Origin of the sequence: Kribbella catacumbae DSM 19601, assembly GCF_000372465.1 — a bacterium.
Taxonomy (GTDB): Bacteria; Actinomycetota; Actinomycetes; order Propionibacteriales; family Kribbellaceae; genus Kribbella; species Kribbella catacumbae.
Genome location: NZ_AQUZ01000032.1, coordinates 16,845 through 42,443, shown reverse-complemented (window position 1 = coordinate 42,443; position 25,599 = coordinate 16,845). Strand labels below are relative to the sequence as shown.

21 protein-coding genes are annotated in these 25,599 nt (G+C 68.0%); 16 read left to right on the top strand and 5 right to left on the bottom strand.

Annotated elements, in window-relative coordinates; genetic code table 11:
• The first annotated feature begins 50 nt into the window (after positions 1–50).
• The 3 genes from A3ES_RS0128520 (at position 51) to A3ES_RS0128510 (ending at position 8,004) form a co-directional block, all read left to right on the top strand.
• Positions 51–6,842, top strand: a complete 6,792-nt coding sequence (locus tag A3ES_RS0128520; RefSeq protein ID WP_020390258.1) for an RHS repeat-associated core domain-containing protein — start codon at positions 51–53, stop codon at positions 6,840–6,842.
• Positions 6,839–7,198 carry a DUF2019 domain-containing protein gene (locus A3ES_RS51655; protein ID WP_020390257.1) on the top strand — a complete coding sequence of 120 codons (360 nt, stop codon included), beginning with the start codon at positions 6,839–6,841 and terminating at the stop codon, positions 7,196–7,198. Before A3ES_RS0128520 ends, A3ES_RS51655 begins: the two co-directional genes overlap by 4 nt.
• A 122-nt stretch (positions 7,199–7,320) precedes the next feature.
• Positions 7,321–8,004 (top strand): IMP cyclohydrolase, encoded by a 684-nt coding sequence (locus A3ES_RS0128510; RefSeq protein ID WP_157630789.1) that lies wholly within the window; start codon positions 7,321–7,323, stop codon positions 8,002–8,004.
• Positions 8,005–8,054: 50 nt separating this feature from the next.
• On the opposite strand, the gene A3ES_RS0128505 is transcribed toward A3ES_RS0128510, so the two are convergent.
• On the bottom strand, positions 8,055–8,792 hold the full coding sequence (locus A3ES_RS0128505; RefSeq protein ID WP_020390255.1) for a GntR family transcriptional regulator: 738 nt from the start codon (positions 8,790–8,792) through the stop codon (positions 8,055–8,057).
• Between the two features lie 163 nt (positions 8,793–8,955).
• Between A3ES_RS0128505 and A3ES_RS0128500 the strand changes: the two genes are divergently transcribed.
• From A3ES_RS0128500 to A3ES_RS0128445, 12 genes are all read left to right on the top strand, one after another.
• The gene (locus A3ES_RS0128500) at positions 8,956–9,957 is read left to right on the top strand and encodes a Gfo/Idh/MocA family protein (RefSeq protein WP_020390254.1); all 1,002 of its coding nucleotides are present in this window, start codon (positions 8,956–8,958) and stop codon (positions 9,955–9,957) included.
• Positions 9,954–10,835, top strand: a complete 882-nt coding sequence (locus A3ES_RS0128495) for a sugar phosphate isomerase/epimerase family protein (RefSeq protein WP_020390253.1) — start codon at positions 9,954–9,956, stop codon at positions 10,833–10,835. Before A3ES_RS0128500 ends, A3ES_RS0128495 begins: the two co-directional genes overlap by 4 nt.
• Complete coding sequence (iolC, locus tag A3ES_RS0128490; protein ID WP_020390252.1) at positions 10,835–11,776, top strand: 5-dehydro-2-deoxygluconokinase; 942 nt, start codon at positions 10,835–10,837, stop codon at positions 11,774–11,776. Before A3ES_RS0128495 ends, iolC begins: the two co-directional genes overlap by 1 nt.
• A 358-nt stretch (positions 11,777–12,134) precedes the next feature.
• Positions 12,135–13,007: a Cgl0159 family (beta/alpha)8-fold protein gene (locus A3ES_RS0128485; protein ID WP_020390251.1), complete on the top strand. Its 873-nt coding sequence runs from the start codon at positions 12,135–12,137 to the stop codon at positions 13,005–13,007.
• 46 nt (positions 13,008–13,053) lie between these two features.
• On the top strand, positions 13,054–13,944 hold the full coding sequence (gene iolB / locus A3ES_RS0128480; RefSeq protein WP_026163283.1) for a 5-deoxy-glucuronate isomerase: 891 nt from the start codon (positions 13,054–13,056) through the stop codon (positions 13,942–13,944).
• 247 nt (positions 13,945–14,191) lie between these two features.
• Positions 14,192–16,111 (top strand): 3D-(3,5/4)-trihydroxycyclohexane-1,2-dione acylhydrolase (decyclizing), encoded by a 1,920-nt coding sequence (gene iolD / locus A3ES_RS0128475; protein ID WP_020390249.1) that lies wholly within the window; start codon positions 14,192–14,194, stop codon positions 16,109–16,111.
• Entirely contained in the window at positions 16,104–16,997 is an 894-nt protein-coding gene (locus tag A3ES_RS0128470) for a TIM barrel protein (RefSeq protein ID WP_020390248.1), read from the top strand. Before iolD ends, A3ES_RS0128470 begins: the two co-directional genes overlap by 8 nt.
• Before the next feature lie 81 nt (positions 16,998–17,078).
• A complete protein-coding gene (locus tag A3ES_RS0128465) occupies positions 17,079–18,080 on the top strand; it encodes a substrate-binding domain-containing protein (protein WP_020390247.1) in 1,002 nt (333 codons plus the stop codon).
• 9 nt (positions 18,081–18,089) lie between these two features.
• Positions 18,090–19,136 carry an ABC transporter permease gene (locus A3ES_RS0128460; RefSeq protein ID WP_020390246.1) on the top strand — a complete coding sequence of 349 codons (1,047 nt, stop codon included), beginning with the start codon at positions 18,090–18,092 and terminating at the stop codon, positions 19,134–19,136.
• Positions 19,133–20,011 (top strand): ATP-binding cassette domain-containing protein, encoded by an 879-nt coding sequence (locus tag A3ES_RS0128455; protein WP_020390245.1) that lies wholly within the window; start codon positions 19,133–19,135, stop codon positions 20,009–20,011. Before A3ES_RS0128460 ends, A3ES_RS0128455 begins: the two co-directional genes overlap by 4 nt.
• Positions 20,008–21,069, top strand: coding sequence for a Gfo/Idh/MocA family protein (locus tag A3ES_RS0128450; protein WP_020390244.1), 1,062 nt, complete (start codon positions 20,008–20,010; stop codon positions 21,067–21,069). Before A3ES_RS0128455 ends, A3ES_RS0128450 begins: the two co-directional genes overlap by 4 nt.
• 58 nt (positions 21,070–21,127) lie before the next feature.
• Positions 21,128–22,624, top strand: coding sequence for a CoA-acylating methylmalonate-semialdehyde dehydrogenase (locus A3ES_RS0128445; protein ID WP_020390243.1), 1,497 nt, complete (start codon positions 21,128–21,130; stop codon positions 22,622–22,624).
• Positions 22,625–22,671: 47 nt separating this feature from the next.
• Here the strand turns inward: A3ES_RS0128445 and A3ES_RS0128440 are convergent, their stop codons facing one another.
• Both A3ES_RS0128440 and A3ES_RS0128435 read right to left on the bottom strand, forming a co-directional pair.
• On the bottom strand, positions 22,672–23,157 hold the full coding sequence (locus A3ES_RS0128440; RefSeq protein WP_026163282.1) for a DUF488 domain-containing protein: 486 nt from the start codon (positions 23,155–23,157) through the stop codon (positions 22,672–22,674).
• Between the two features lie 123 nt (positions 23,158–23,280).
• The gene (locus A3ES_RS0128435) at positions 23,281–24,159 is read right to left on the bottom strand and encodes a LysR family transcriptional regulator (protein ID WP_020390241.1); all 879 of its coding nucleotides are present in this window, start codon (positions 24,157–24,159) and stop codon (positions 23,281–23,283) included.
• Between the two features lie 76 nt (positions 24,160–24,235).
• Between A3ES_RS0128435 and A3ES_RS0128430 the strand changes: the two genes are divergently transcribed.
• Positions 24,236–24,955, top strand: coding sequence for a CTP synthase C-terminal region-related (seleno)protein (locus A3ES_RS0128430; protein WP_020390240.1), 720 nt, complete (start codon positions 24,236–24,238; stop codon positions 24,953–24,955).
• Here A3ES_RS0128430 and A3ES_RS0128425 read toward each other — a convergent pair.
• Both A3ES_RS0128425 and A3ES_RS0128420 read right to left on the bottom strand, forming a co-directional pair.
• Complete coding sequence (locus tag A3ES_RS0128425) at positions 24,927–25,265, bottom strand: YnfA family protein (RefSeq protein WP_020390239.1); 339 nt, start codon at positions 25,263–25,265, stop codon at positions 24,927–24,929. The two genes, A3ES_RS0128430 and A3ES_RS0128425, sit on opposite strands and share 29 nt — an antisense overlap.
• On the bottom strand, positions 25,252–25,590 hold the full coding sequence (locus A3ES_RS0128420; RefSeq protein ID WP_020390238.1) for a hypothetical protein: 339 nt from the start codon (positions 25,588–25,590) through the stop codon (positions 25,252–25,254). The genes A3ES_RS0128425 and A3ES_RS0128420 overlap by 14 nt, the downstream gene beginning before the upstream one ends.
• Between the last annotated feature and the right edge of the window lie 9 nt (positions 25,591–25,599).

The following is a 25,599-nucleotide window of genomic DNA, read 5'->3' as shown; positions in this document are numbered from 1 at the left end:
TGTGTTCCCGCCCTGGTACACCACGTCACAACGCTCTGGGGGAGTGAGGCATGCACTTGTCACGCCTGCGTACGGTCACTGTCGGCGTAGTAGCGATCGCGGTCTTGCTGGGTGGGGTGAAACCACCAGTAGTCGAGGCCGCCGAGCCAAAGAGGCCCAAGCCCGCACCTGTCTCCGCGGAGAAGTCGGCCGTCACCGTCCCGGCCGACTCCGTGAAGCCTCAGCTGGATCCGGCGACAGCCGGCACCGAGCGTCCGCAAGCCACGCCGGCCAAGGTCGTCTGGCCGGCGGCCGGTACGGCCACGGTGAAGGTGCCGGCGCCAGCGAAGGCCGGCAACAAGGCCGAGGCCAGCAGTAAGGCCGGCAATACGGCCGTGTCGGTGACGCCGTCGGCTGCCCGAGCGGCCGGACCTGACGAGGTTGCCGTCACGACGTTCGACCGCAAGGTCGCCGAGCGGCTGGGTGGTCACGGCCTCGCCCTGCGGCTCACGCGGGCTGATGGCGTGCGGACCTCCGCTCCGGTCGGCGTCCAGGTCGATGTCTCCGGATTCGCCAGCGCGTACGGCGGCAACTTCGAGTCGAGGCTGAGGCTGCTCGCCAAGCCGGCTTGTGCCCTGACCACTCCAACCGCCGCTGGCTGCGACAGCGCCAAGCCCGTACGCAGCCGAGTCGATCTCGCCCGGCACACGCTGATCGCTGACGTCCCGGCAGACCCGGCGGGCACTACCAGCAGCAAGGGCTCGGTCTATGTCGTGGCCGCTGCCCCCAACGGTGACGCCGGCTCGTACACGGCCACCAAGCTCTCCTCATCGAGCAAGTGGTCGGTGGGCCTGCAGTCAGGTGACTTCAACTGGAGCTACCCGATCCCCAAGGTGCCCGCCATCTCCGGCAAGGCGCCCGACCTGGATCTGAGCTACTCCTCGCAGTCCGTCGACGGCATGACGGCCTCCGAGAACGCGCAACCCTCGTGGGCGGGTCTGGGCTGGAGCCTCGATACGCCGTACCTCGAACGCCGGTACAACGGTTGCTCCGACGACGGCGGCGACACCGGGGACCTGTGCTGGGCCGGCGAACAACTCATGCTGTCGCTGGAAGGCACGTCCTCGGAGCTGGTCAAGGACAAGGCCGCCGGTGGCGACATCTGGCGGGCCAAGCAGGACCCGGGCTGGCGGGTCGAGCGGCACAAGGACGCCGGGAACGGCGACAACGACGGCGAGTACTGGGTGGTCTCCACCCCGCAGGGCATGACCTTCACCTTCGGTCGCGGCAAGCAGGCCAGGACCGGTACTGCGACCGACTCGGTCTTCACCGTGCCGGTCTTCGGTGACGACGACGGCGAACCGTGTCACAAGAGCAGCGTCGAGGACTCGTGGTGCACGCAGGCCTGGCGCTGGAACCTCGACGGCGTGGTCGATGCCCACGGCAACTCCACCACCTACTTCTACGACCAGGAGAAGAACAAGTACGCCCGCAACGGCGAGTCCGGGAAGTCGATCGAGTACGTCCGCGGCGGTCACGTCCGCGACATCGTCTACTCGCAGCGTTCCGGCGCAGAGGGTACGACGGCGCCGGCCCGGCTGCACTTCATCACGAACGACCGGTGCATCGAGGCCGCCGACGGATCGGGGACCTGCCCGGCGTTCGACAAGGACCACGCTTCGTCGTACCCCGATGTCCCGATGGACCAGGTGTGCACCGGGAGCTGTACCGGTGACGAGCAGAAGTCGCCGACCTTCTTCACCGGCAAGCTGCTGCGATCGGTGACGGCGCAACGCAACGAGGGCGACACTTTCGTCGACGTGGACCGGGTGGACTTCACCTACTCGTTCCCGAAGCCGTCGGACGGGACCAGTGCCTCGCTCTGGCTGGAGAAATTCCAGCAGGTCGGCATGAACGGCTCGGGCGAGCAGTCGCTGCCGGCGGTGGTGATCGCCGGTCGTGAGTCGCCGAACCGGGTCGACGCCGCACCCGGCGCCGGCGTACCGAAGCTCGAGAAGCTGCGGGTCACCACGGTCACCGACGAGCTCGGCCGCCGCGTCGAGGTGGGCTACGGACAACCCAGCGGCTGCACCATCGACAACTTCCCAGAGGGGAAGGCGGACACCAACACCCAGACCTGCTTCCCCGGCTGGCGATCGAACGACAACAGTTCGGGCTTCGGCTGGTGGCACCGGTACCTGACCACCAGCGTGACCGTGGTCGACCAGGCCGGCGGCAGCCCGGACCAGGTCACCGAATACCGGTACCGCGGCAAGCCGGCCTGGCACTTCGACGATGACGACGTCACCCCGATCGAGCGGAAGACCTGGAGCGACTGGCGCGGCTTCGGCAGCGTCGACGTCGCGAAGCTGAACGGCGGCCGGGCCGTCGAGGCGACCCGGAACCTGTTCTTCCAGGGCATGGACGGTGACCGGCTGGCCGGCGGCGGTACCAAGTCGGTCGACGTCGTCGACTCGCAGGGGACCGTGGTCGAGGACTCGCCCTGGCTGCGAGGCAAGGAACGCGAGCAGCAGCAGTTCAAGCTGGACGCCGACGCCGCCCCGTCGTACGAGCTCGGCGGGTCGCTGCACTCCTATGTGTCGGCTCGGACGACGCCAGCCGAGCCCGGCAAGACAGATCCTGATGACGACGCGCACCAGGTCGTCGAGCGCGAGTCGCTCAAGCGCGAGACGGTCATTGCCGAGGGCAACGGTGCGCGCTCCACCCGGACCACCCGGATGACCACCACGTTCGACGAGTACGGGCAGCCGACCGCCGTGGTCGATGCCGCCGGCGACGATGTGCGCTGCACCCGTACGTCGTACGCGCGCGACGCCGCCACCGTGACCGGCTGGATGCTGGCCTTCCCCTATCGGGTGCGGAACTACGAGGGCAGCTGTGAGGCCCCGAAGAGCCTGATCTCCGGCAAGGACCAGTACTACGACGGCGCGGATACTCCAGAAGCACCGGTACGCAAGGGCGACGTGACCAAGACGGTCGCCGCGCTCACCGCCTCCGGTCCGGACACCATCACCTCGTCCGTGACCACCTCCGCCACCTTCGACGACTACGGCCGGACCCTGACCGAGACCGATGCCAACGGCAACGTCTCGAAGACGGCGTACGCGCCCACCATCGGCCGGCCGGCGACGGTGACCGAGACCAACGCGCTCGGCCACGCCGAGGTCACCACGATGGACCCGGACCGCCAGCAGCCGTTGTCGGTCAAGGACGAGAACGGTCAGGTGACAACGAGCGGGTATGACCCGCTCGGGCGACTGCTGTCGGTCCGTACTCCGGAGCAGGCGGCTGACGCTCCGGCGGCGAAGGCCTTTGAGTATTCCCTCGATCCCGACCACAAGCTGCCGCCCAAGATCCTCACCAAGGTGCTGCAGTCCGGCACGAACTACATCTCCAGCTGGACTCTGCTGGACTCGATCGGCAGGGAACGCCAGGAGCAGGAAGTCTCACCGGCCTCCAGTTCCGCGGAGCCCCGCACGATCCTGACCGATACCCGGTACGACGGCGCCGGTCACGTGGTGGCGGAGTCGCTGCCGGTCGTGGTGCCCGCGGCGGCCGGCAACGCACTGCAGGCGGTTCCGGCCGACAAGGTGGTCGAGACCCGGCACTCCTACGATGATCTCGGCCGCAACATCCGCGCCGCCCATGTTGCCCAAGGCAATCAGCTGTGGGACTCGTCGACGGCGTACTTCGGTGACCACGTCCGCACCACGCCGCCGCCCGGTGGCGTGGTCAAGACGACCTGGACCGACGTACGCGGTCGCCAGTTGCGCAACGAGGAGGGCACCGGCGCGACCAAGGCCACCACGACGTACACCTACCACCCGTCGGGTCAGGCCGCGTCCGTCACGGATCCGGGCGGGCACAAGGCGACCTTCGGGTACGACCTGCTCGACAGGCGGACGGAGTCGAATGACCCCGACGCCGGCCAGTCCAGGACGCAGTACGACGCGGTCGGCAACCAGGTGGCTTCCTGGGACGCCAAGACGCTGGGCTCCGGCGCAGCGGGCCCGACGCTCTCGATGCGGTACGACGTGTTGAACCGTCCGCTCGAGAGGTGGGCAGGCAAGGCAGGTACCGGCACCAAGATCGCGTCGTGGTCCTACGACTCGGCCGAGATCAGCAACGGGATCGGCCGCGGTGCCGACCAGACCACCTTCCGGGACGGGAAGGCCTTCGTCCAGGCGGCGACCGGCTATGACCAGCGTGGCCGCGCACTGGGCAGCAAGTGGACCTTCCCGGCCGGGGTCGGCGGCTTGCTGCACGGTTCGTCGTACACGGTCTCCTACGGCTACGACGCCGCCGACCATCGCGTGGAGAAGACCTACGAGAACGCGGTGATCGGTGCACCCAAGGAGACGGTCCGGACCGGGTACGACGAGCTGGGCAACCCGACGACGCTGACTGGCACGTTGACCGACCCGTTGACCGGGAACACCCACACGGACCCGTACCTCTCGGCGACGACGTACGCCGCGGACGGCAAGCTCGGTGGACGCCAGTACGCGAACAAGGGCTTCCCGCTGAGTCGCGCCTACTCCTACGAGGAGGACACCCAGCGGCTGTCCGCGATCCAGACGCTGGTCGGCAACCCGCTGAACAACGACGTCAAGACGGAGCAGGACGACAAGTACAGCTGGGACCAGGCCGGCAACGTCCAGCAGATCACCGACCGCACCGGACACAAGCCGGTGGCGACCTGCTTCGACTACGACGGTTTGCAGCGGCTGACGCACGGCTGGACCACGTACAAGACCGACTGCAGCGACGCGGAGTCCACCCTCACGCATGACGGGCCGGTCGGCTACAACCAGTCGTGGACGTACTCGCTCGACGGCAACATCACCTCGGCCCGCTCGCTGCACACCACCAAGAACTACAGCTACGGGGACGCCAAGCACCCGCACGGGGTGACGAAGGCCGGCGCGGAGTCGTTCAAGTACGACGCCAACGGCTCGATGGTGGAACGTCCCGGGCTGCTCGGCAGCCTGATTCCGACGAAGCTCGCCTGGGACGCGCAGAACCAGCTGGAGTCCGAGACCAGCACCCTGGTCAGCAAGACCGAGTTCGTCTACGCGCCGGACGGCACCCGGATGGCCCGGGTCGATCCGCTCGGACTGACCGCGACGCTGTACATCGACGGTCAGGAGATCCTCGTCGTCGCCGGTGTCATCAAGGCTGCGACCCGCTTCTACGACCAGGCCGGCGTGACTGTCGCCGAGCGGCTCGAGCTCGGCAAGGTCATCTGGCAGCTGAACGACACGCAGGGCTCGGCCCAGATCGCCGTACCGGATGGCACCGGAATCGCCAGCCGCAGCTACTACTCGCCGTACGGCGAGATCCGTGACCTGCTGCTGCCACCACCTACCGAGCATGGCTGGCTGGGCAAGACCAAAGATCCGACCACCGGGCTGAACGCGCTCGGTGCCCGGTACTACGACGCCCAGCTCGGCCGGTTCCTGTCGACTGACCCGGCCAGCGACCTGTCGTCGGCTCAGACGGCCAACCCGTACTCCTACGGGGCCAACAACCCGATCACCTACATGGACCCGACCGGTCTGTGGAGCCTGTCGGGTGCTTGGAACGCGGTCAAGAGCGGGGTCAGCAAGGCCGTCGACTGGGTCGACGAGAACAAGGGCCTGATCGCGAACGTCGCCGTCGGCATCGGCGTCGGCATAGCGATCGGCGCGGTCTGTGCCACCGGTGTCGGCTGCCTGATCGCCGCTGGGGTCGCCGCGGGTGCGGCGGGTGCCGCAGCGGGGTACGGCGTCGACGTCGCAGAGGGGAAGAAGGACTTCTCCTGGGGTGGTCTGGCCACCGAGGTCGCTACCGGCGCCGCCATCGGCGGGTTGACCGCGGGTGCGGGCGCCGGGCTGGGCGCGGGAGCCCGGGCGGTCGCCGGCTCGACTGCTGGCAAGGCAGTGACCGCGGCTGCGTCGAAGGCTGGCTCGTCCGCCGCGAACTCGGCCGCGGGCCAAGCGGTCCGGGCCGGTGGCAAGGCAGTGGCAGACACCGTGAAGGCCGGCGCGGGCAAGGTCGCCTCTGCCGCGAGATCGACCGGCCGGACGGCCGCCAAGGCCTGCAGTTTCGCGGCAGCCACCACCGTGGTGATGGCCGGCGGGGCGACGAAGGCGATCGCCGACGTCAAGCCCGGCGACGAGGTGATCGCCGCTGATCCGGAGACCGGCGAGCGAGGGCCGCGCAAGGTCAAGGAGGTGTTCGCGCACACCGACACGCTGGTCGACCTCGCGGTCGACGGCGAGGTGATCACGACCACCGAGGACCACCCGTTCTGGAACGCGACCGACCACGAGTTCCAGCGGGCCGACCGGCTCGACCCGGGCGACGAGGTGCTCGCCAGTGACGGCCGCAAGGTCCGGGTCAAGGGTCTGGTGCCCGGCTCGCAGCGGACGGCCACTGCCTACAACCTCAGCGTGGAAGGCATCCACACCTACCAGGTCGGGCAGCGCGGGTTGCTGGTCCACAACTCCTGCACGGTGCCCACCCCCAGGGTCGACGCCTCGACGCTGCCTGGCTACCGGTCCTTCAGCGCCGCCAAGCGCGCTCTGGGTTCACCCGGCCAGGGCAAGGTGTACGACCACGTCGTGGAGCAGTCGCAGGCGGCTCGGAGCGGGTTCGCGAAGACGGAGATCAACCATCCGTTCAACATGAACCCCGTCAGTGCCCGGACGAACCAGATCAAGGCAAACTACTACTCGTCCAAGCAACCCTTCACCGGTGGACAGACGGTTCGGGACTGGCTCACCGGGCAGAGCTTCAAAGATCAGTACACCTTCGGGATGGATGTGCTGGCCAAGATCAAGGCAGGAGTCATCACATGACGGCTACGCCGGGCGGCGACGAGGTGGCTGCGCTCGTCGAGCGGTACCGGCTCCTCGCGGAGGAGTGGGACGAGAAGCAGGGCGATGCCAAGCGGGCGAACCGTGTCTTCGACCAGCACCACGAGGTCGCCAAGCAACTCCGGGACATCGAGGGCGGTCGACTCGGCATCCAGGCTCTGCTGACCCATCCGGTCATCGGCGTCCGCCTGCTGGCGGCGACAGACACTCTGAGGTGGGCACCGGAGGCCGCAGTACCGGTGCTCGAGCAGATCCAGTCCGTTCGGGACCTGCATGCGATCAGCGCGGAGTACACCCTGAAGGCCTTCCGCGAAGGCAAGCTGAACCTCGACTGGTAACTGTCCCGACCGACAGGACATAGTGCTCGAAATGGGCTCGGCCGCCGCTCTCGTGAGCGTGGCGGTCAGCCGAACTGCCCACTATGTCCTGTCGGTCGGGACGGCCAGTTAGGCTTCGGGGCGTGGCGACCCTCGTGGATTTGGTTGGTGGTAGTGAGTACCCGGGCCGGGGGTTGGCGATCGGGCGCGACAGCGATGGCGCGCCGTTCGTCGCCTACTGGCTGACTGGGCGGAGTGCCGCCTCCCAGCAGCGGCAACTCGTGGTGTCAGAGCGCGAGGTCGTCGTGCAGGACGTGGGCGGTGGCGCGTCCGACGAGCTGCGGCACTACACGGCGGCGATCCGCGACGAGGACTGGGTGATCGTCGGCAACGGGACCCATGTCAGCGAGCTCGCCGGGACGCACGCCGACTGTGTGGATCTCCAGGTGGCGCTGCGCAACATCGACTACGAACCCGACCCGCCGATCCGGACTCCCCGGATCGTCGGCGGCGCCGTCATCGAGGGCCCCGAGTTGCTGGACCTCGTCGTAGGCTCCGCGCGGTCGTACTCCGCGGACCAGGTCCAGCACCCGTCGTTGTTCCTGCGCCGCTCCGAGGAAGCCACCGCCGGCGTCGTCACCACGTACTCCGGGTCTGCCGACCAGGTGGTCACCGATGGCTACCCGGTGGTCGTCTCGGTCGAGGCGGAGTGGGAGACCCTCCCCGACCTGCTCTGGGACCGGCTCAACCCGGCTCTGCGAGTCGCGCTCGTCGTCATCCCGTTACTCACGGACACCTTCGAGGACGCGATCGCCCGGGCGCGCTGACCTCAGCGATCACTGCTCTCGGTGCTCACTGCTCGCGGCGGTCGCTGATCTCAGCGTTCGCTGACGATGACGTCGACGGAGTACTGGTCGGCTCGGTAGCAGTGGTCGCCGAACTCGACCGGCGAGCCGTCGGCGTCGTACGCGCTGCGGGTCATCGTGACGAGCGGCTCGGCCTTGGACATGTGCAGCGTCCGGCGCTCCTCGGCGGTGGCGTTGCGGGCGCCGATGCGCTGCCGCGCCACCGTCGGGCGGATGCCGCGCGCCCGGAGTACGGCGTACAGGCCGTCGGTCTCCAGTTGCTTTGTGGTCAGGTCGTCCATTGCCGGGGGCAACCAGTTGCGCAGGATCGCGAGCGGCAGGTCGCCGGCGTAGCGGAGCCTGACGATCGAGACCAGCGGGGTGCCGGGCGGGAGGCCGAGCGCCTCGGCGGCACGATCGTCCTGCGCTGAACAGATCAGCGAGAGTACTTCGGTGCGCGGGGTCCTGCCCTCGCGGATCAGGTCGTCGTACAGGCTGGTCAGTTCGGCGCGGCGGTGGACCATCTGGTTCGCGACGGTGGTGCCGATGCCGCGGCGGCGGACCAGCAGGCCTTTGTTGACCAGCTCGGAGATCGCGCGGCGCACGGTCGGCCTGGACAGGTTGAGCCGGTCGGACATCGCCAGCTCGTTCTCGAACGCGTCGCCCGGGCGCAGCGTGCCGTCGCTGACGGCAGCGGTCAGCTGCTCGGCGAGCTGGTGATAGAGCGGCACCGGGCTCGACCGATCGATCTGGATCGGCAGGGCGGCCATGGTCGGATGTTACAGGAAGGAGGTTTGTATGTCCCAACGTGAAAATGTGCTTACAAAGTATTGACACTCCTGGGCTGGACCGCGAAGCTGACGGGACGAACCAGGACCGCCGGTGGACCGCGCCGGCGGCACTCACGAGCGCCTTGACGAGAGGGCATACAGGATGCGAATCGGGTTGGTCGGGGCCGGGCGGATCGGGGCGTTCCATGCCGCGACGCTGAAGGGTCTGCCGGCGGTGGAGCAGGTCGTCGTCGCGGATGTCGACGCGACCCGGGCGGAACTGGTCGCCAAGGATCTCGGCCTGGAGTTCGCGGCCTCAGCCGATGAACTGCTGACCAGCGGGATCGACGGTTTTGTGATCGCCGCGGCCACGTCGGCGCACGCCGAGCTGATCTCGAAGGCCGTCGCCGCCGGGATCCCGACCTTCTGCGAGAAGCCGGTGGCGACCGACCTCGGCGACACGCAGCGGATCGTCGAGCTGGTCGAGGCCTCGGACGTGCCCGTGCACATCGGCTTCCAGCGCCGGTTCGACGCCGGGTACAGCTCGGCCCGGGAACAGGTCGTCAGCGGGGAGCTCGGCTTCATCCACCACATCCGTGCGAACACCAACGACGCGTTCCCGCCGGCGCGCGAGTACATCCCGACCAGTGGCGGCTTCTTCCGCGACTGCACGGTGCACGACTTCGACATCATCCGCTTCGTCACCGGTCGCGAGGTCGTCAGCGTCTACGCCACCGGCGCCAACCGCGGCGAGACCTTCTTCGGCGAGTACGGCGACGTCGACGCGGCCGCGGCTCTGTTGACGCTGGACGACAGCACCTTCGTGTCGGTCAGTGGCACCCGCTATAACGCGGCCGGCCACGACGTCCGGATGGAGGTGCTCGGCTCGCTCGGGTCGATCGCAGTCGGGCTGGACGAACACACCGCGCTGCGGTCGGCCGAGCCGGGCATCACCTTCCCGGACGGTCAGTCGCACGCCACTTTCATGGACCGGTTCCGGCCGGCCTACATCGCCGAGCTGACCGCTTTCACCGAGGTCGTCGCCGGCACCCGCGAGGTACCGTGCACGGTCCGCGACGCCCTCCAGGCCTTCCGAATCGCCGACGCCTGCGAACTGTCCCGACACGAGAACCGCGTTGTTTCATTGGAGGAGATCGGCGCATGACTGAGATTGCTGCCCGGATCGCCGGAGCGCCCATCTCCTGGGGGGTCTGTGAGGTCCCGGACTGGGGTTGGCAGTACGACCCGGACACGGTGCTCGCGCAGATGCGCGACGTGGGCATCGCCGCGACCGAGTTCGGGCCGGACGGGTTCCTGCCGGACGACCCGGCCGAGAAGGCGAAGGCGCTCGCCGATCTGGGGTTGCGTGCGGTCGGCGGGTTCGTGCCCGTAGTACTGCATGATCCTTCGCACGACCCGTCTGCTGAGGTCGCTCGCGCGTTGGAGGGCTTTGTCGCTGCCGGGGCCAGCACGCTTGTGCTCGCCGCGGCGACCGGGCAGGACGGGTACGACGATCGCCCGGTGCTCGACTCGGTCGGCTGGGGCACGTTGCTGGCCAATCTCGACGCGCTGGCCGGGCTGGCCGCCAAGCAGGGGATCACGGCGACGCTGCACCCGCACGTCGGCACGATGGTCGAGAACGCGGATGACGTCGACCGGGTCCTGCAGGGCTCGACGATCGGCCTCACGCTCGACACCGGGCACCTGCTGATCGGCGGCGTCGATCCGGTGGCGCTGGCGCTGAAGCACACGTCGCGAATCCTGCACACGCACTTGAAGGACGTCGACGCTGGATGGGCCGCGAAGGTCCAGTCTGGCGAGGTCAGCTACACCGACGCCGTACGCGCGGGGATGTACCGGCCGCTCGGTGGCGGTGACATCGACCTGACCACGATCGTGTCCGCGCTGGAGAAGTCCGGGTACGACGGCTGGTACGTGCTCGAGCAGGACACGATCCTGGCCGGGCGCCCCGAGGACGACGGGCCGCTGGCCGACGTACGGGCGAGTATCGAGCATCTGCGGCGGATCGCCGGGGCGGTCTGATGGCTGACGACGTACTCACCATCGGGCGGATCGGGGTCGACCTCTATCCGTTGCAGACCGGGACGCGCCTCGAGGACGTCGAGAGCTTCGGCAAGTTCCTCGGCGGAAGTGCGACCAACGTCGCTGTCGCGGCCGCCAAGCATGGGCGGAAGTCGGCGGTGATCAGCCGGACCGGCAACGACCCGTTCGGCACCTTCATCCACCGGACGTTGCTGGAACTCGGCGTCGACGATCGGTTCGTGACGCCGGTCGAAGGCCTGCCGACGCCGATCACGTTCTGCGAGATCTTCCCGCCGGACAACTTCCCGCTGTACTTCTACCGGTTCCCGAAGGCGCCGGACCTGGTGATCAACCCGTCCGAGCTCGACCTGGACGCGATCAAGGACGCCTCGATCTACTGGTCGACGGTGACCGGGTTGTCGGCCGAGCCGAGCCGGACCGCGCACTTCACCGCCTGGGAAGCGCGGGAGCGACGCCCGCTGACCGTGCTCGACCTGGACTACCGGCCGATGTTCTGGGCGGATCCGAGCGAGGCGCACGAGCAGGTCAACCGCGCGCTCCAGCACTGCACTGTTGCTGTGGGCAACCGCGAGGAGTGTGAGGTCGCGGTCGGCGAGACCGACCCGGACAAGGCCGCCCAGGCGCTGCTCGACCGCGGGCTGGACCTGGCTGTCGTGAAGCAGGGCCCGAAGGGAACGCTGGCACGAACCCGCGACGAACGAGTCGAGGTGCCGCCGTTCCCGGTCGAGGTGGTCAACGGCCTCGGTGCCGGCGATGGCTTCGGTGGCGCCTTGTGCCACGGCCTGCTGGCAGGCTGGCCCTTGGAAAAGGTGATCCGCTTCGCGAACATCGCAGGCGCAATCGTCGCCTCCCGCCTCGAATGCTCGACCGCAATGCCCACCGAGTCCGAGGTCCTGGCCCTCCTGGAGCAGTCCGCATGACCGCCATCGGAAGCAACCCGCTGTCCCACACCTGCCGGCTACTGCCGGCCTGGCCTGCGGCTTCACGGCGCTGCTGCTCCACCACCATCCCGACCGCACTGCCACATGGCACCGCGTTGCTTGGGTCTGACCTGGGGGAGTCCGCATGAGCACCGCCGGAAACAACCTCCGAGGCCCCGGATCCGGGTCGGGCGGAGTAGTGCCGGCTGGAGCCGGACCTGGTGGAACCGTGCCGGGTGGAGCCGGGCAGGGAACGGGGATGGGTGGAACCGTGCCGGGTGGAGCCGGGCAGGGAACCGGGATGGGTGGAACCGTGTCTGGTGGAGCTGGGGTGGGTGGGGCTGAGTTGGGGGTTGATGTGAATCCGACTGAGATCAGGGTGCGGTATCCCGAGCGGATCGCCGAGGCCTGGCAGGGGAGGCGTCGGCGCGAACTGGTCGGCGAAGACGGCCGGCTGCTGATCGTCGCCGCCGATCACCCAGCGCGCGGTGCCCTCGGTGTCCGGGACGACCGGATGGCGATGGCGAGCCGGGCGGGGCTGATCGACCGGCTCTGTACTGCGCTCCGCCGCCCGGGCGTCGACGGCGTACTCGCGACTCCCGACGTACTCGAAGACCTGCTGCTGCTCGGTGCGCTCGAAGGCAAGGTCGTCATCGGCTCGATGAACCGGGGCGGGCTGCAAGGCGCGTCGTTCGAACTGGACGACCGGTTCACGGCTTACGGTACGGCGGATGACATCGCCGGGCGCAGGCTGGACGGCGGCAAGATGCTGACCAGGATCTGCCTCGACGATCCCGGCACGGTGGCGACGCTGGAGAGCAGCGCCCAGGCGGTGACCGAACTGGCCGAACGCAAACTGATGGCGATGGTCGAGCCCTTCTGGTCGGTCCGCCGCGACGGACGCGTGACGAACCTGCTCGACCCGGACTCGGTCATCAAGTCAGTACACATCGCCTCCGGCCTCGGCGCCACCAGCGCCTACACCTGGCTCAAGCTGCCGGTCGTCGACGACCTGGCTCGGGTAATGGACGCAACCACCTTGCCGACCTTGCTGCTCGGGGGCGACCCAACCGTCGCCCCCGAGGAGACCTACGCCTCCTGGGGCAAGGCCCTGAGCCTCCCCTCGGTCCGCGGCCTGGTCGTAGGCCGAGCCCTCCTCTTCCCACCCGACGGCAACGTATCCGCCGCCGTAGACCAAGCCGCCACCCTCGTCCACGGAGGCGCCGCATGACCCCGGACGAGCTCCAGCCAGCAGCCGGTGCCGACGGAGGTGTCGCATGACTGAGTGGTTTCGGGGTGCGGGGTCTACGGCGCGGGATGGGTTTGACGTGGCGGTGAGCCCGGGGGAGGAGGGCTGGGAGCACACCGGTTTGTACGTCGCCACGTTGCAGCCGGGGCAGTCCGTCGAGATCGACACGGGTGACTCCGAATGGCTCGTGCTGCCGTTGTCGGGGTCGGCCGAGGTGATCGTCGACGGTGAGACCGTGCCACTGGCTGGGCGCGCGGATGTGTTCTCCGGCGCGACCGACCTCGCCTACGTGCCGCGCGGCTCCACCATGGCCGTCGTCAGCGCGGGCGGTGCCCGAATCGCCTTCCCACACGCTCGTGCGGCATCGGACTACCCGTTCCGGCGGATCGGTGTCGAGCAGGTCGAGACCGAGCTACGTGGCGCGGGTGTCGCCTCCCGGCAGGTGCGCAACTTCGGTACGCCCGCGGTGCTCGAGGCCGACTCGATCATCGCCTGCGAGGTGCTCACCCCGGCGGGGAACTGGTCGTCGTACCCGCCGCACAAGCACGACGAGCACAAGCCTGGCAAGGAGAGTGAGCTCGAGGAGATCTACTACTTCGAGCTGCGGCTCTCCGACGCCGCCCCTGAGGTTGTCAAGGGCAACGACCCGATCGGTTACCAGCGGGTCTACGGCACCGACGACCGCCCCATCGACGTACTGGCTGAAGTGCGCAGTGGGGATCTGGTCCTGGTGCCACACGGTTGGCATGGTCCGGCGATGGCGCCTCCTGGTTATGACATGTACTACCTGAACGTGATGGCCGGCCCCGGTACGGAGCGGGAGTGGCTGATCAGCGACGACCCACAGCACGGCTGGGTCCGCGAGCTGTGGAAGGCCGAACAGATCGACCCCCGCCTCCCCTTCGGGAAGAACCAATGAAAGCCGCGGGTAGCTCCGGCGCAACGGCGCTGGCTGGACGTAGATCCGTCGCAACGACGGGGACTGAGTGCGGCGCCGAGGCGACCACGAGGTCTGGACGCGGTGTCGGTCCAACGGCGTGGGTCGGGTGTGGGGCCGGTGTCACGGCGGTGACTGGGAATGGGCTCGGGGCAAGGGGGATGGCTTCGGGTGGGGCTGTCGGGTGCGGGATGGTTGACGGGATGACGATGGGTTTTGGAGGAGAGCTATGACGGTGCGTCTCACGGTCGCGCAGGCGTTGGTGCGATTCCTGGGCGTTCAGTACTCCGAGCGCGACGGGCAGCGGCAGAAACTGTTCGCGGGATGCTTCGGCATCTTCGGGCACGGCAACGTGGCCGGCATCGGCCAGGCGTTGCTGCAGTCCGAGCTCGAGGACCCCGAGGCGTTGCCGTACATCCTCGCCCGCAACGAGCAGGCGATGGTGCACAGCGCCTCCGCCTTCGCCCGGACCCGTGACCGCCTGCAGACCTACGCCTGCACGGCGAGCGTCGGCCCCGGTTCGACCAACATGATCACCGGCGCGGCCCTGGCGACGGTCAACCGGCTACCTGTTCTTCTCCTTCCTTCTGACGTGTTCAGCACCAGGGTGGCGACGCCGGTGCTGCAGGAACTGGAAAGCACGACCGCCGGCGACATCTCCGTGAACGACGCCTTCCGCCCGGTCTCGAAGTACTTCGACCGGATCTGGCGCCCCGAGCAGCTGCCCTCGGCCCTGCTGAACGCGATGCGCGTGCTGACCGACCCGGTGGAGACCGGCGCGGTCACCATCGCCCTGCCGCAAGATGTGCAGGCCGAAGCCTTCGACTGGCCCGAGGACCTGTTCGCCGAGCGCACCTGGTACGTCGCGCGTCCGTTGCCCGAGGCATCTATTGTCGACAAAGCGGTAGAACTCATCAGATCTTCGCAGCGTCCGCTGATCGTCGCCGGCGGCGGTGTGGCCTACTCGCAAGCCCAGGACGCGCTGCGCGAGTTCGCTGAGCAGACAGGTATCCCGGTCGCGGAAAGTCAAGCAGGCAAGGGATCTCTGCGCTACGACCACCCGCAGTCGGTCGGCGCGGTCGGGTCCACGGGCACGACGGCCGCGAACGCGCTGGCCCGCGAGGCCGACCTGGTGATCGGTATCGGCACCCGCTACGCCGACTTCACGACGGCGTCGCGGACGGCCTTCCAGAACCCGGACGTGCGGTTCGTCAACATCAACGTGGCGCGCTTCGACGGTGGCAAGCATGCTGGTCTCCCTGTCGTCGCAGATGCCCGGGAAGCCCTTGTTTCCTTGGCGTCTGCGGTAGGCGATTGGTCTGTGCAGAACCAGTACAGAACATTGACCGCCGAGCTCGCAACCCGGTGGGACGCGATTGTGGATAACACCTACAACCCATCCACAGAGGTGACCGGGAAGCTGGCCGAAGGGCTGCTCACCCAGGGCGAGGTTCTGGGTGCCGTCAACGAATTGTCGGCGGCGTCTGATGTGGTGGTTTGTGCGGCCGGTTCGATGCCGGGCGACCTGCACAAACTCTGGCGGACCCGCGATCCGAAGGGATACCACGTCGAATATGGCTACTCCTGCATGGGTTATGAGATCGCCGGCGGGCTGGGCGTCCGCCTCGGCGCACCCGAGCGCGACGTCTTCGTCCTGGTCGGCGACGGGTCGTACCTGATGATGTCGAGCGAGCTCGTCACCGCCGTGCAGGAGAACGTCAAGATCATCGTCGTCCTGGTGCAGAACCACGGCTTCGCCTCGATCGGGGCCCTGTCCGAATCCCTCGGCTCCCAGCGCTTCGGTACGGCGTACCGGCGGCGCGGCGGGGACGGGCGACTCGATGGGGACTACCTGCCGGTCGACCTGGCGGCCAACGTGCGCAGCCTCGGTGTCGAGGTGCTCGACGTGAATAGCCGCGCCGAGCTGGAGAAGGCGATCGGTACTGCGAAGGCCGCCGACGGGCCGATCGCGATCCACGTGAAGACCGATCCGCTGATCGGTGCGCCGGACAGCGAGTCGTGGTGGGACGTGCCGGTCAGCCAGGTGTCCGACCTGGAGTCGACGCGCACGGCATCGGCGGCGTACGAGGAATCCAAGAAGGCGCAACGGCCGTACCTGGCACCAGTCGAAGGAGACAGCCGTGGCTAGCGTCACCATTGGCAGCGCGCCCGACTCCTGGGGCGTCTGGTTCGCGAACGACGAGCAGCAGACGCCTTGGCAGCGGTTCCTCGACGAGGTCGCCGCAGCCGGCTACACCCGGATCGAGCTCGGCCCGTACGGGTATCTGCCCACGGATCCCACGCAGCTGAAGGAAGAGCTGGACAAGCGCGGCCTCGCGGTGACGGCCGGCACGATCTTCGAGCACCTGCATCGCCCCGACTCGTGGGAGTCGACCTGGAGCGATGTTTCGGCCGCTGCCGAGCTGGCCGCGGCGATGGGCGCCCGGCATCTGGTCGTCATCCCGTCGATGTGGCGGGGTTCGAACGGTGAGGTCGTCGAGCCGCGGCTGGATCACGAGGGCCAGGCGCGGCACGGCCGGCAGGTGACCGAGCTGGGCCGGCGGATCGCCGCGGAGTACGGGCTGAAGACGCAGTACCACCCGCACGCGGACGGGCATGTGGACAGTCAGGAGACGGTCGAGCGCTTCCTCGCCGAGACCGATGGGGAGCACGTCAACCTCTGCCTGGACACCGGCCACATCAGCTACTGCGGCGGCGACAATCTCGAGCTGATCCGGAAGTACCCCGAACGGATCGGCTATGTGCACCTGAAGCAGGTCGATCCCGTGGTGCTGGCGCAGGTGGAGGCCGACGGCGTCGGCTTCGACGAGGCGGTCCGGCGTGGCGTGATGTGCGAGCCGCCGCTCGGCGTGCCCGAGTTGCCGCCGGTGCTCGACGCGCTGGCCGCCCTGGACGCGGACCTGTTCGCGATCGTGGAGCAGGATATGTATCCGTGCCCACCCGATGTCCCGCTGCCGATCGCGGAGCGGACGCTGGCGTACCTGAAGAGCCACGGGGGTGGTGTAACCGTTTGACGACCAGCAGAGTATTCCTCTCTGGTCACACCCAAACGCCGCGGCGTTACCGCGGAAACGTCTGAAAGGCTGGTTGTAGTCATGGTTCGGTGGCAGAAGAAGGCGGTGGCCACGGGGGCGGCGCTCGTGCTGGTCGCGGCACTGGGTGCTTGTAGTTCCTCGGGCGGTAAGAAGGAAGAGCAGCAGAGCGGTTCCGGCTCGGGCAATGTCGCGAACACTCCGCGCATCAAGGTTGCGATGATCACGCACTCGGGCCCGGGTGACACCTTCTGGGACATCGTCCGCCGGGGCGCGGAAGCCGCCGCCCAGAAGGACAACGTCGAGCTGCAGTACTCCTCCGATCCGGACGGGGCAGCGCAGGCGAACCTCGTGCAGACGGCGATCGACTCGAAGGTGGACGGCATCGCGGTCACCCTGAGCAAGCCCGACGCGATGCTGCCGAACGTCAAGAAGGCGATCGCGGCCGGAATCCCGGTCACGATCCTGAACGGCGGCCTCGACGTCTTCAAGCAGGGGCAGACCGGCGCGATCGGGTACTTCGGTCAGGACGAGCGGATCGCGGGCCAGGCCGTCGGTGACAAGGTGAAGGCGCTGGGTGCGAAGAAGGTGCTCTGCGTCATCCACGAACAGGGCAACGTCGGGCTCGAGTCCCGCTGCCAGGGCATCAAGGACAAGTTCGGCGCCGTCGAGAACCTGAACGTCAACGGCACGGACCAGCCGGGGACGCAGGCGACCGTGACCTCGAAACTCCAGCAGGACAAGGCGATCGACTACGTGATCGGGCTGAACGCGGGGATCACGTTGACCGCGGTGACGGCAGCTAAGGACGCCAGCTCAGCCGCCAAGGTCGCCACCTTCGACATGAGCAAGGAGATGGCGAAGGCGGTCAAGGACGGCACCGTGCAGTTCGCCGTCGACCAGCAGCCGTACCTGCAGGGGTACCTCGCTGTGGACGCGGTCTGGCTCTACAAGACCAATGGCAACACCATCGGCGGCGGTGAGGCCACGTTGACGGGTCCTTCGTTCGTCGAGAAGTCCAACGTCGACGCGGTGGAGAAGTTCGCCACGGCCGGGACCCGCTGAGGTATCGCCGTGGCTTCGACGATCGCGACACCCACAGGCGTCGACGACCGCGTCTCGACGCGTTCGATCGGGGCCCGGCTGCTGAGCCGCCCGGAAATCGGGTCGCTGGTCGGCGCAGCGGTGATCCTGGTGTTCTTCCTGATCTCCGCTGCACCGTTCCGCGACATCAACAACACCGGCACGATCCTCTACGGGGCTGCGCTCATCGGGGTGATGGCCGTCCCGGTATCGCTGTTGATGGTCGGCGGCGAGTTCGACCTGTCCGCTGGTGTGGCGGTGACGACCGGGGGCCTGACCGCCGGCATCGTCGCCTACCAGTTCAGCCTGAACGTCTGGGTCGGGATGGCCGTGTCGCTGGCGCTGGCGCTGCTGATCGGATTGTTCAACGGCTGGCTGCTGATGCGGACCGGACTGCCGAGCTTCCTGGTGACGCTCGGCACGTTCTTCATCCTGCAGGGCGTGAACATCGCCGTAACCCGGCTGACCTCAGGAGCCGTCGCCTCGAACTCGATCAGCGACATGGACGGGTTCAGCGCGGCGAAGGCGGTATTCGCGTCGGAGTTCAAGCTCGGCGGGATTACCGTCAAGATCATCATCGTGTGGTGGATCCTGTTCGTCGCCCTCGCCGCGTGGGTGCTGCTGAAGACGAAGGTCGGCAACTGGATCTTCGCCGTCGGCGGGGACGCGGCGGCCGCCCGGGCGGTCGGCGTACCGGTGAAGAAGGTCAAGATCGGGCTGTTCATGACGGTCGGGTTTTTTGCCTGGTTCACCGGTATGCAGCTTCTGTTCAACCAGAACGGCGTGGTGCAGTCAGGTGAAGGCGTCGGCAAGGAGTTCCTCTACATCATCGCGGCGGTAGTCGGCGGTTGCCTGCTGACCGGCGGGTACGGGTCGGTCGTCGGTGCCGCGGTCGGTGCGCTGATCTTCGGCATGGTGCAGCTCGGCGTCGTGTACGCCGGCTGGAACCCGGACTGGTTCAAGGCGTTCCTCGGCGTGATGTTGCTGCTGGCCACCATCGTGAACCTCGTCGTCAAGAAGAAGGCGGATGCACGATGACTACCACGAAGGGCTTCGCCAGCGAGGCCGCCAGCAGTCCCACCACACCGGTGGTGCACCTGGAGGACGTCGGCAAGAGCTACGGCAACATCCAGGCGCTGCGTGGAGTGTCGCTGTCGGTGCGGCAGGGCGAGATCACCTGCGTGCTCGGCGACAACGGCGCGGGCAAGTCGACGCTGATCAAGATCATCGCCGGCTTGCACGCTCACACCGCGGGCACCCTGTCGGTGAACGGCGAGGAGCGGCACTTCTCCTCGCCGCGTGAGTCGATGGACAGCGGGATCGCGACCGTCTACCAGGATCTGGCGCTCGCCCCGCTGATGTCCGTCTGGCGGAATTTCTTCCTCGGCAACGAGCTCACCAAGGCGTTCGGAACGCTGGACGCGACGCGGATGAAGAAGATCACCGATGGCGAGCTGACCAAGATGGGGATCTCGATCCCCAACCTGGAACAGCCGGTCGGGATGCTGTCCGGCGGTCAGCGCCAGTGCATCGCGATCGCGCGGGCGATCTACTTCGGTGCCAAGGTGCTGATCCTGGACGAGCCGACCGCCGCGCTCGGCGTGAAGCAGTCCGGGGTGGTGCTGAAGTACATCGTCAAGGCGCGCGACGCCGGTCTCGGCGTCGTCTTCATCACCCACAACCCGCACCACGCGTACCTGGTCGGGAACCATTTCGTCGTCCTCAAGCTGGGCCGGGTCGCGCTCGACACCCATCGCGCCGACATCACGCTGGAGCAGCTGACCAACGAGATGGCGGGTGGGTCCGAACTGGAAGCGCTCAGCCACGAGCTCCGCGGGATCGACGCGGAGGCGGTGGTGGTGCGTCCGGCCGACGAGCCGGTCCGGATCCAATCCCCTCTGGAGAGCACATGACCCAAGACCTCAGGATCGGCATCATCGGCGTCGGGATGATGGGCGCCGATCATGCCGAGCGGGTCGCCCGGCGGATCTCGGGCGCCCGGCTTGTCGCCGTCTCCGACCCCGACACGGCCCGGGCAGCCACACTGGCCGCGACGCTGGGCGGCGCGCTAGACGGAAGCCCGGGTGCGGCCCCGGATGGAAGGCTCGGCGGGGTTCGGGTGGTTGAGGATCCGCTGGCGCTGATCGGTGATGCCGAGGTGGATGCCGTGATCATCGCCTCGCCGGGCTTCGCGCACGCCGAGCAGTTGATGGCGTGCCTCGAACACGGCAAGCCGGTGCTCTGCGAGAAGCCGCTGACGATGGACACCGAGTCGTCGTTGCGGGTGGTCGAGGCCGAGCACAAGGTCGGGCGGTCGTTGATCCAGGTGGGGTTCATGCGCCGCTTCGACCCGGAGTACGCGCGGTTGAAGCAATTGCTGGACTCCGGGGAGCTCGGCCGGACGCTGCTGCTGCACAACGTGCACCGGAACAAGACGGTCGCGCCGACGTTCCGCAGCGAGATGATCGTGCGCGATTCCCTGGTGCACGAGGTCGATGTGGCGCGCTGGCTGTTCGGCGACGAGATCACCCGGATCACCGTGCACGCCCCGAAGCCGACCAGCCTGGTCGGCGAGGGCGTGCTCGATCCGCAGCTGGCCGTGTTCGAGATGGCCGGCGGGGCGATGGCCGATGTGGAGGTGTTCGTGAACTTCCAGGTCGGGTACGAGGTGCGCTGCGAGGCCGTCGCGGAAAGGGGCAGCGCGACGATCGGGCTCGGGGTCGACGTCTTGACCAGGCAGGCCGGACACTGGGGTGGTGCGGTGCCGGACGACTTCCGGGTTCGCTTCGGGCTCGCGTACGACATCGAGGTCCAGCGCTGGGTGAATGCCGCGGCGCGGGGCGAGATCGACGGCCCGACGGCCTGGGACGGGTACGCCGCCGCCGCGGTCTGCACGGCCGGCGTCCAGTCCTTGCAGGAAGGCCGCCCGGTGGCGGTCGAGATGGTCAGCCGGAGCGAGGTGTTCGGGTGAAGACCCCGGAGGCGAGCACGTTCACAAGCAAGAAGATCACCGAGGTAGGGATACAGCTGTGAGTACTGAGCGAATCACCCATTTGATCGGCGGGACCCCGTGGACGGGAGTCTCCGAACGCACCAGCAAGGTCTACAACCCGGCCACCGGCGAGGTGACCGGCGAGCTGGACCTGGCCTCGGCGGTGACCGTCGACGAGGTGGTGAAGGTCGCCCATGACGCCTCGAAGGCGTGGGGCCGGATCTCGCTCACCAAGCGCGCGCAGGTGCTGTTCGCCTTCCGCGAGCTGCTGAACGAGCGCAAGGAGGAGATCGCCGCGCTGATCACCGCCGAGCACGGCAAGGTGCTCTCGGACGCGCTCGGCGAGGTCACCCGCGGCCTGGAGGTGGTCGAGTTCGCGTGCGGCATCCCGCACCTGCTGAAGGGCGGCTTCAGCGAGAACGTCTCCACCAACGTCGACGTCTACTCGATCCGCCAGTCACTCGGCGCGGTCGCGGTCATCTCGCCGTTCAACTTCCCGGCGATGGTCCCGCTCTGGTTCGTCCCGATTGCCGTTGCCTGTGGCAACAGTGTGGTGATCAAGCCGTCCGAGAAGGACCCGTCCGCCGTCAACGCGGTGGCCGCGCTGTGGAAGGAGGCCGGCCTGCCCGACGGTGTGATGAACGTCGTGCACGGTGACAAGGAGGCCGTCGACCGGCTGCTCGAGCACCCGGACATCAAGGCCGTCTCGTTTGTCGGCTCCACGCCGATCGCCCGGTATGTCTACGAAACGGGCACCAGGAACGGCAAGCGCGTGCAGGCCCTCGGCGGCGCCAAGAACCACATGGTCGTGCTGCCGGACGCCGACCTCGATCTCGCCGCTGACGCCGCGGTCAACGCCGGCTTCGGCTCAGCGGGGGAGCGCTGCATGGCGATCTCCGCGCTGATCGCGGTCGAGCCGGTCGCGGACGACCTGATCGGCAAGATCCGCGAGCGGATGGCGACGCTGAAGACCGGCGACGGCACCCGCGGCTGCGACATGGGCCCGCTCGTCACCGGACCACACCGCGACAAGGTCGTCGGGTACGTCGAAGCCGGGGTCGAGGCCGGCGCCGAGCTGGCCGTCGACGGCCGCGAAGGCCCCTTCGACGGTGGCGACGACGGCTTCTGGCTCGGCCCGACACTGTTCGACAAGGTCACTCCGGACATGTCGATCTACACCGACGAGATCTTCGGCCCGGTGCTCTCGGTGGTCCGCGTCCAGTCGTACGACGCCGCGCTGGAGCTGGTGAACTCGAACCCGTACGGCAACGGCACCGCGATCTTCACCAACGACGGCGGCGCCGCACGGCGCTACCAGACCGAGGTGGAGGTCGGCATGGTCGGCGTCAATGTGCCGATCCCGGTCCCGATGGCCTACTACTCGTTCGGCGGCTGGAAGAACTCGCTGTTCGGCGACACCCACGCGCACGGCACGGAGGGCGTCCACTTTTTCACTAAGGGCAAAGTCATCACCTCCCGCTGGCTAGACCCCTCCCACGGCGGCCTCAACCTAGGCTTCCCCACCCACGACTGACGTCGGCGAATGGCCAGACCGCCGGGGCCACACCCCCGGCGGTCCCTTCAATCCGGGCGGATGTCTGAGAGCGACATGCCGTGCTGGGCCTGCAGGCGCCCGGCTATGAGCGAGCGGTGGCACGCCTCTGGGTCGCGCTCGACGCAGAGGAGAGCCGTCACCGAGTCCGCCGGGAGTTCCGCCACGAGCGCGTCGAGATCGAACGGTTCGAGGATTTCCCGGGTATAGCGCTCGGCGTACGCGGGCGCGAGTTCGATGCGGTTGCGCTTGCCGACGCCCTGCTGGTCGTCCTCGCGGTACTGGAGGTGGCGCAGTTCGGTCGTCGGTGCCAGGCCCTTCACGTGCCGATAGCCGATCTTCGCCGCGCTCAGTGCGCTCTGAAGCCGCGCCGAGTTCGCCCAGGCATAGTCGGTACCCCGAACGCCGCGGCGCTGGCGGAGGTCGAGCAGCAGCCCGGCGCCCCCGTCAGTGAGCTTCTCGAGGAAGGTCTCGGCGGTGAACCCGTAAACGCCGATTGTCACCAACCTGATCACCGGAAACACCCACCTTCCTGCTACTCCTGCCGAGGCGGCCACTGCCACGGCCTCCTGATGAGCTTCTCAGCGAATCACGACACCCTGTGTCGTGTATGTCAGGAGAGCTGGTGGATCGCGGAGTCAACTGCGAAGAGCCAGTACTGCGGCAAGCGTGGTTGCGGCCGGTTCTTCGATGTGGCCGTGGAGTAGTTCGGTTCGGTGGACGAGGCGGGGTGTGTCGACGAGGACCGTTGACACACCCGGCAGCGGTGCGATCGAGGCTGGGAGTACTGCGAGGCCGTGGCCTGCGGCAACCAATTCGAGCAGGGTCAGCGTATCCGCGCCGTGGTAGGTGAGGGCGGCGCGGAGAGCGTCCGATTCGGTGGCGGCTCGTAGGTCGCTTAGAGGTGCTGCGAGGTCGGGGGCGTCGATCCAGCGCGCGTCGACCAGAGCATGCAGGCTGAGCCGTTTGCGCCCGGCCAGTGGATGGTCGGCCGGCAATGCCACGACGAGCGGCTCGTGGGCGACTGCCGTAGTACGGAGGGTGCCGAGGTCGAAGAGTCGGAGTGGGTCGCTGGGCGCGGCGACGCCGTCGATCAGGCCGAGGTGGAACTCGCCGGCGGCGACTCCCTGCGCGACGGCCTCTCGCCCGGTGATCGCGACGGTGATGTCGAGGCCTGGCTTGGTTCTGCGGAGTTCGGTCAATGCGGTCGCGGGCGAGGCAGCCAGGGGAGTCGCGCCGAGGATCAGGGTCCCGGCCGGCTCGCCGACGGTTCGCAGTACGTCGGCTCGGGCGGCGTCCAGGCGGAGCAGGATCGGGGCTGCGTGTTCGAGCAGGCGCTCGCCGGCGGGAGTCGGGGTCACTGGGCGGCGGTGGAGCAGCGCAGTACCGAGGTCGTGTTCCAGGGCGGCTATGTGCTGGGAGACGGCTGACTGGGTGTAGCCGAGTTCGGCGGCAGCAGCCGAGAACGAGCCGTGTTCGGCGACGGCAACGAAGGTCCGCAGCAGGTGAGGATCCACGTCGATCAGTATTGCTTATAGCGACTGCACAGATCATCGTTGGCGCTGATTGCCAGCCAAAGGCGACGATGAGGGCATGACCACTGCCTACACCGCCCGGATCGCGCTCGTCGCGGATCGCTCGCCGCAAGTCCGTTCACATGCGCGGGTGCCGCTGCTGCTCGACGCCCTGCGCGAGCGTGAGCAGCTCGACCTGGACGTCTACTGGGTGCCGACGGGCGAGGCCGAAGAACTCAAGGGTTTCGACGGTGTCTGGTTGCTGCCCGGCAGCCCGTACGCGAGCGAGTCGGGAGCGCTCGCCGCCGTCCAATGGGCTCGCGAGAGCGGCGTACCGTTCCTCGGTACCTGCGCCGGCTTCCACCACGCACTCCTGGAGTTCGCCCGCAACGTCTGTGGCGCAACAGACGCGCAGCACGGCGAAACCAACCCCGACGCCGACGACCTCCTCATCGTCCCGCTCGCCTGCTCACTGGTCGGCCACGAAGGCGCCATCCGGCTGACCCCTGGCACAGCGGCCGCAGCCATCGTCGGCTCCGAACGCTCCGTCGAGCGCTACCACTGCTCGTACGGGCTCGACACCAGCCGGCTCGACCTACTCCGCGACAACGGCCTGGTCTTCAGCGCCTTCGACGACTCCGGCGACCCGCGCATCGCTGAGCTCCCCACTCACCCGTTCTTCCTCGCCACCCTCTTCCAGCCCGAACTGGCCGGCGACGGGTCGCAGCCGCACCCGATCATCCGCGCCTTCGCTCAAGCAGCGGCCGGATTCATGACGCACTCCGCGGCGCGTACATGATCACAGCGACCCCGACCAGACAGATCGCGGCGCCGGCGAGGTCCCACCGGTCCGGGCGGAATCCGTCAAGGAGCATGCCCCAGGCAAGCGACCCGGCGACGAAGACGCCACCGTAGGCGGCCAGGATCCGGCCGAAATGCGGATCGGGCTGGAAGGTGGCGACAAACCCGTAGGCACCCAGCGCGAGGATGCCGCCGGCGATCCACCACAGGCCACGGTGTTCGCGCCACCCTTGCCAGACCAGCCAGGCGCCGCCGATCTCGGCGATGGCGGCCAGCACGAACAGCGCGATGGACCTAACGGTCGTCATGGATCAGAGCCGTGGCCGCTCGCGCGGCAAGGCCGTCCAGTACGTCGATCTGCGACTCGGGCACCGTCACGTCAAGCAGCAGTTCGCCATCGGCGGTCGCGGTGTAGTCGAAGCTGAAGAACGAGCAGCAGCTCGACTCCCGTGCGGTCAAGTCCCGCGCAGTAGCTTCGACCTCAGCGTCGAGTCGCAGCTGCAACGTAATGGGCGCCACGCGGTCGAGACCACGAAGGCCACCGGCGAAGAGGTCGTCGAACTCGGCGACACGCAACGGTTGCTCCGCAGTCGGCAGCGTGCACGCCTGCGGAGCCCACTCATGAGTGCTCATGTCTCCACA

Coding starts and splice junctions, on each gene's coding strand:
- iolC (WP_020390252.1), top strand. CDS start 10,835: ATGGCTGACGACGTACTCACCATCGGGCGGATCGGGGTCGACCTCTAT.
- A3ES_RS0128465 (WP_020390247.1), top strand. CDS start 17,079: ATGGTTCGGTGGCAGAAGAAGGCGGTGGCCACGGGGGCGGCGCTCGTG.
- A3ES_RS0128520 (WP_020390258.1), top strand. CDS start 51: ATGCACTTGTCACGCCTGCGTACGGTCACTGTCGGCGTAGTAGCGATC.
- A3ES_RS0128425 (WP_020390239.1), bottom strand. CDS start 25,265: ATGACGACCGTTAGGTCCATCGCGCTGTTCGTGCTGGCCGCCATCGCC.
- iolD (WP_020390249.1), top strand. CDS start 14,192: ATGACGGTGCGTCTCACGGTCGCGCAGGCGTTGGTGCGATTCCTGGGC.
- A3ES_RS0128500 (WP_020390254.1), top strand. CDS start 8,956: ATGCGAATCGGGTTGGTCGGGGCCGGGCGGATCGGGGCGTTCCATGCC.
- A3ES_RS0128430 (WP_020390240.1), top strand. CDS start 24,236: ATGACCACTGCCTACACCGCCCGGATCGCGCTCGTCGCGGATCGCTCG.
- A3ES_RS0128495 (WP_020390253.1), top strand. CDS start 9,954: ATGACTGAGATTGCTGCCCGGATCGCCGGAGCGCCCATCTCCTGGGGG.
- A3ES_RS0128420 (WP_020390238.1), bottom strand. CDS start 25,590: ATGAGCACTCATGAGTGGGCTCCGCAGGCGTGCACGCTGCCGACTGCG.
- A3ES_RS0128505 (WP_020390255.1), bottom strand. CDS start 8,792: ATGGCCGCCCTGCCGATCCAGATCGATCGGTCGAGCCCGGTGCCGCTC.
- iolB (WP_026163283.1), top strand. CDS start 13,054: ATGACTGAGTGGTTTCGGGGTGCGGGGTCTACGGCGCGGGATGGGTTT.
- A3ES_RS51655 (WP_020390257.1), top strand. CDS start 6,839: ATGACGGCTACGCCGGGCGGCGACGAGGTGGCTGCGCTCGTCGAGCGG.
- A3ES_RS0128450 (WP_020390244.1), top strand. CDS start 20,008: ATGACCCAAGACCTCAGGATCGGCATCATCGGCGTCGGGATGATGGGC.
- A3ES_RS0128455 (WP_020390245.1), top strand. CDS start 19,133: ATGACTACCACGAAGGGCTTCGCCAGCGAGGCCGCCAGCAGTCCCACC.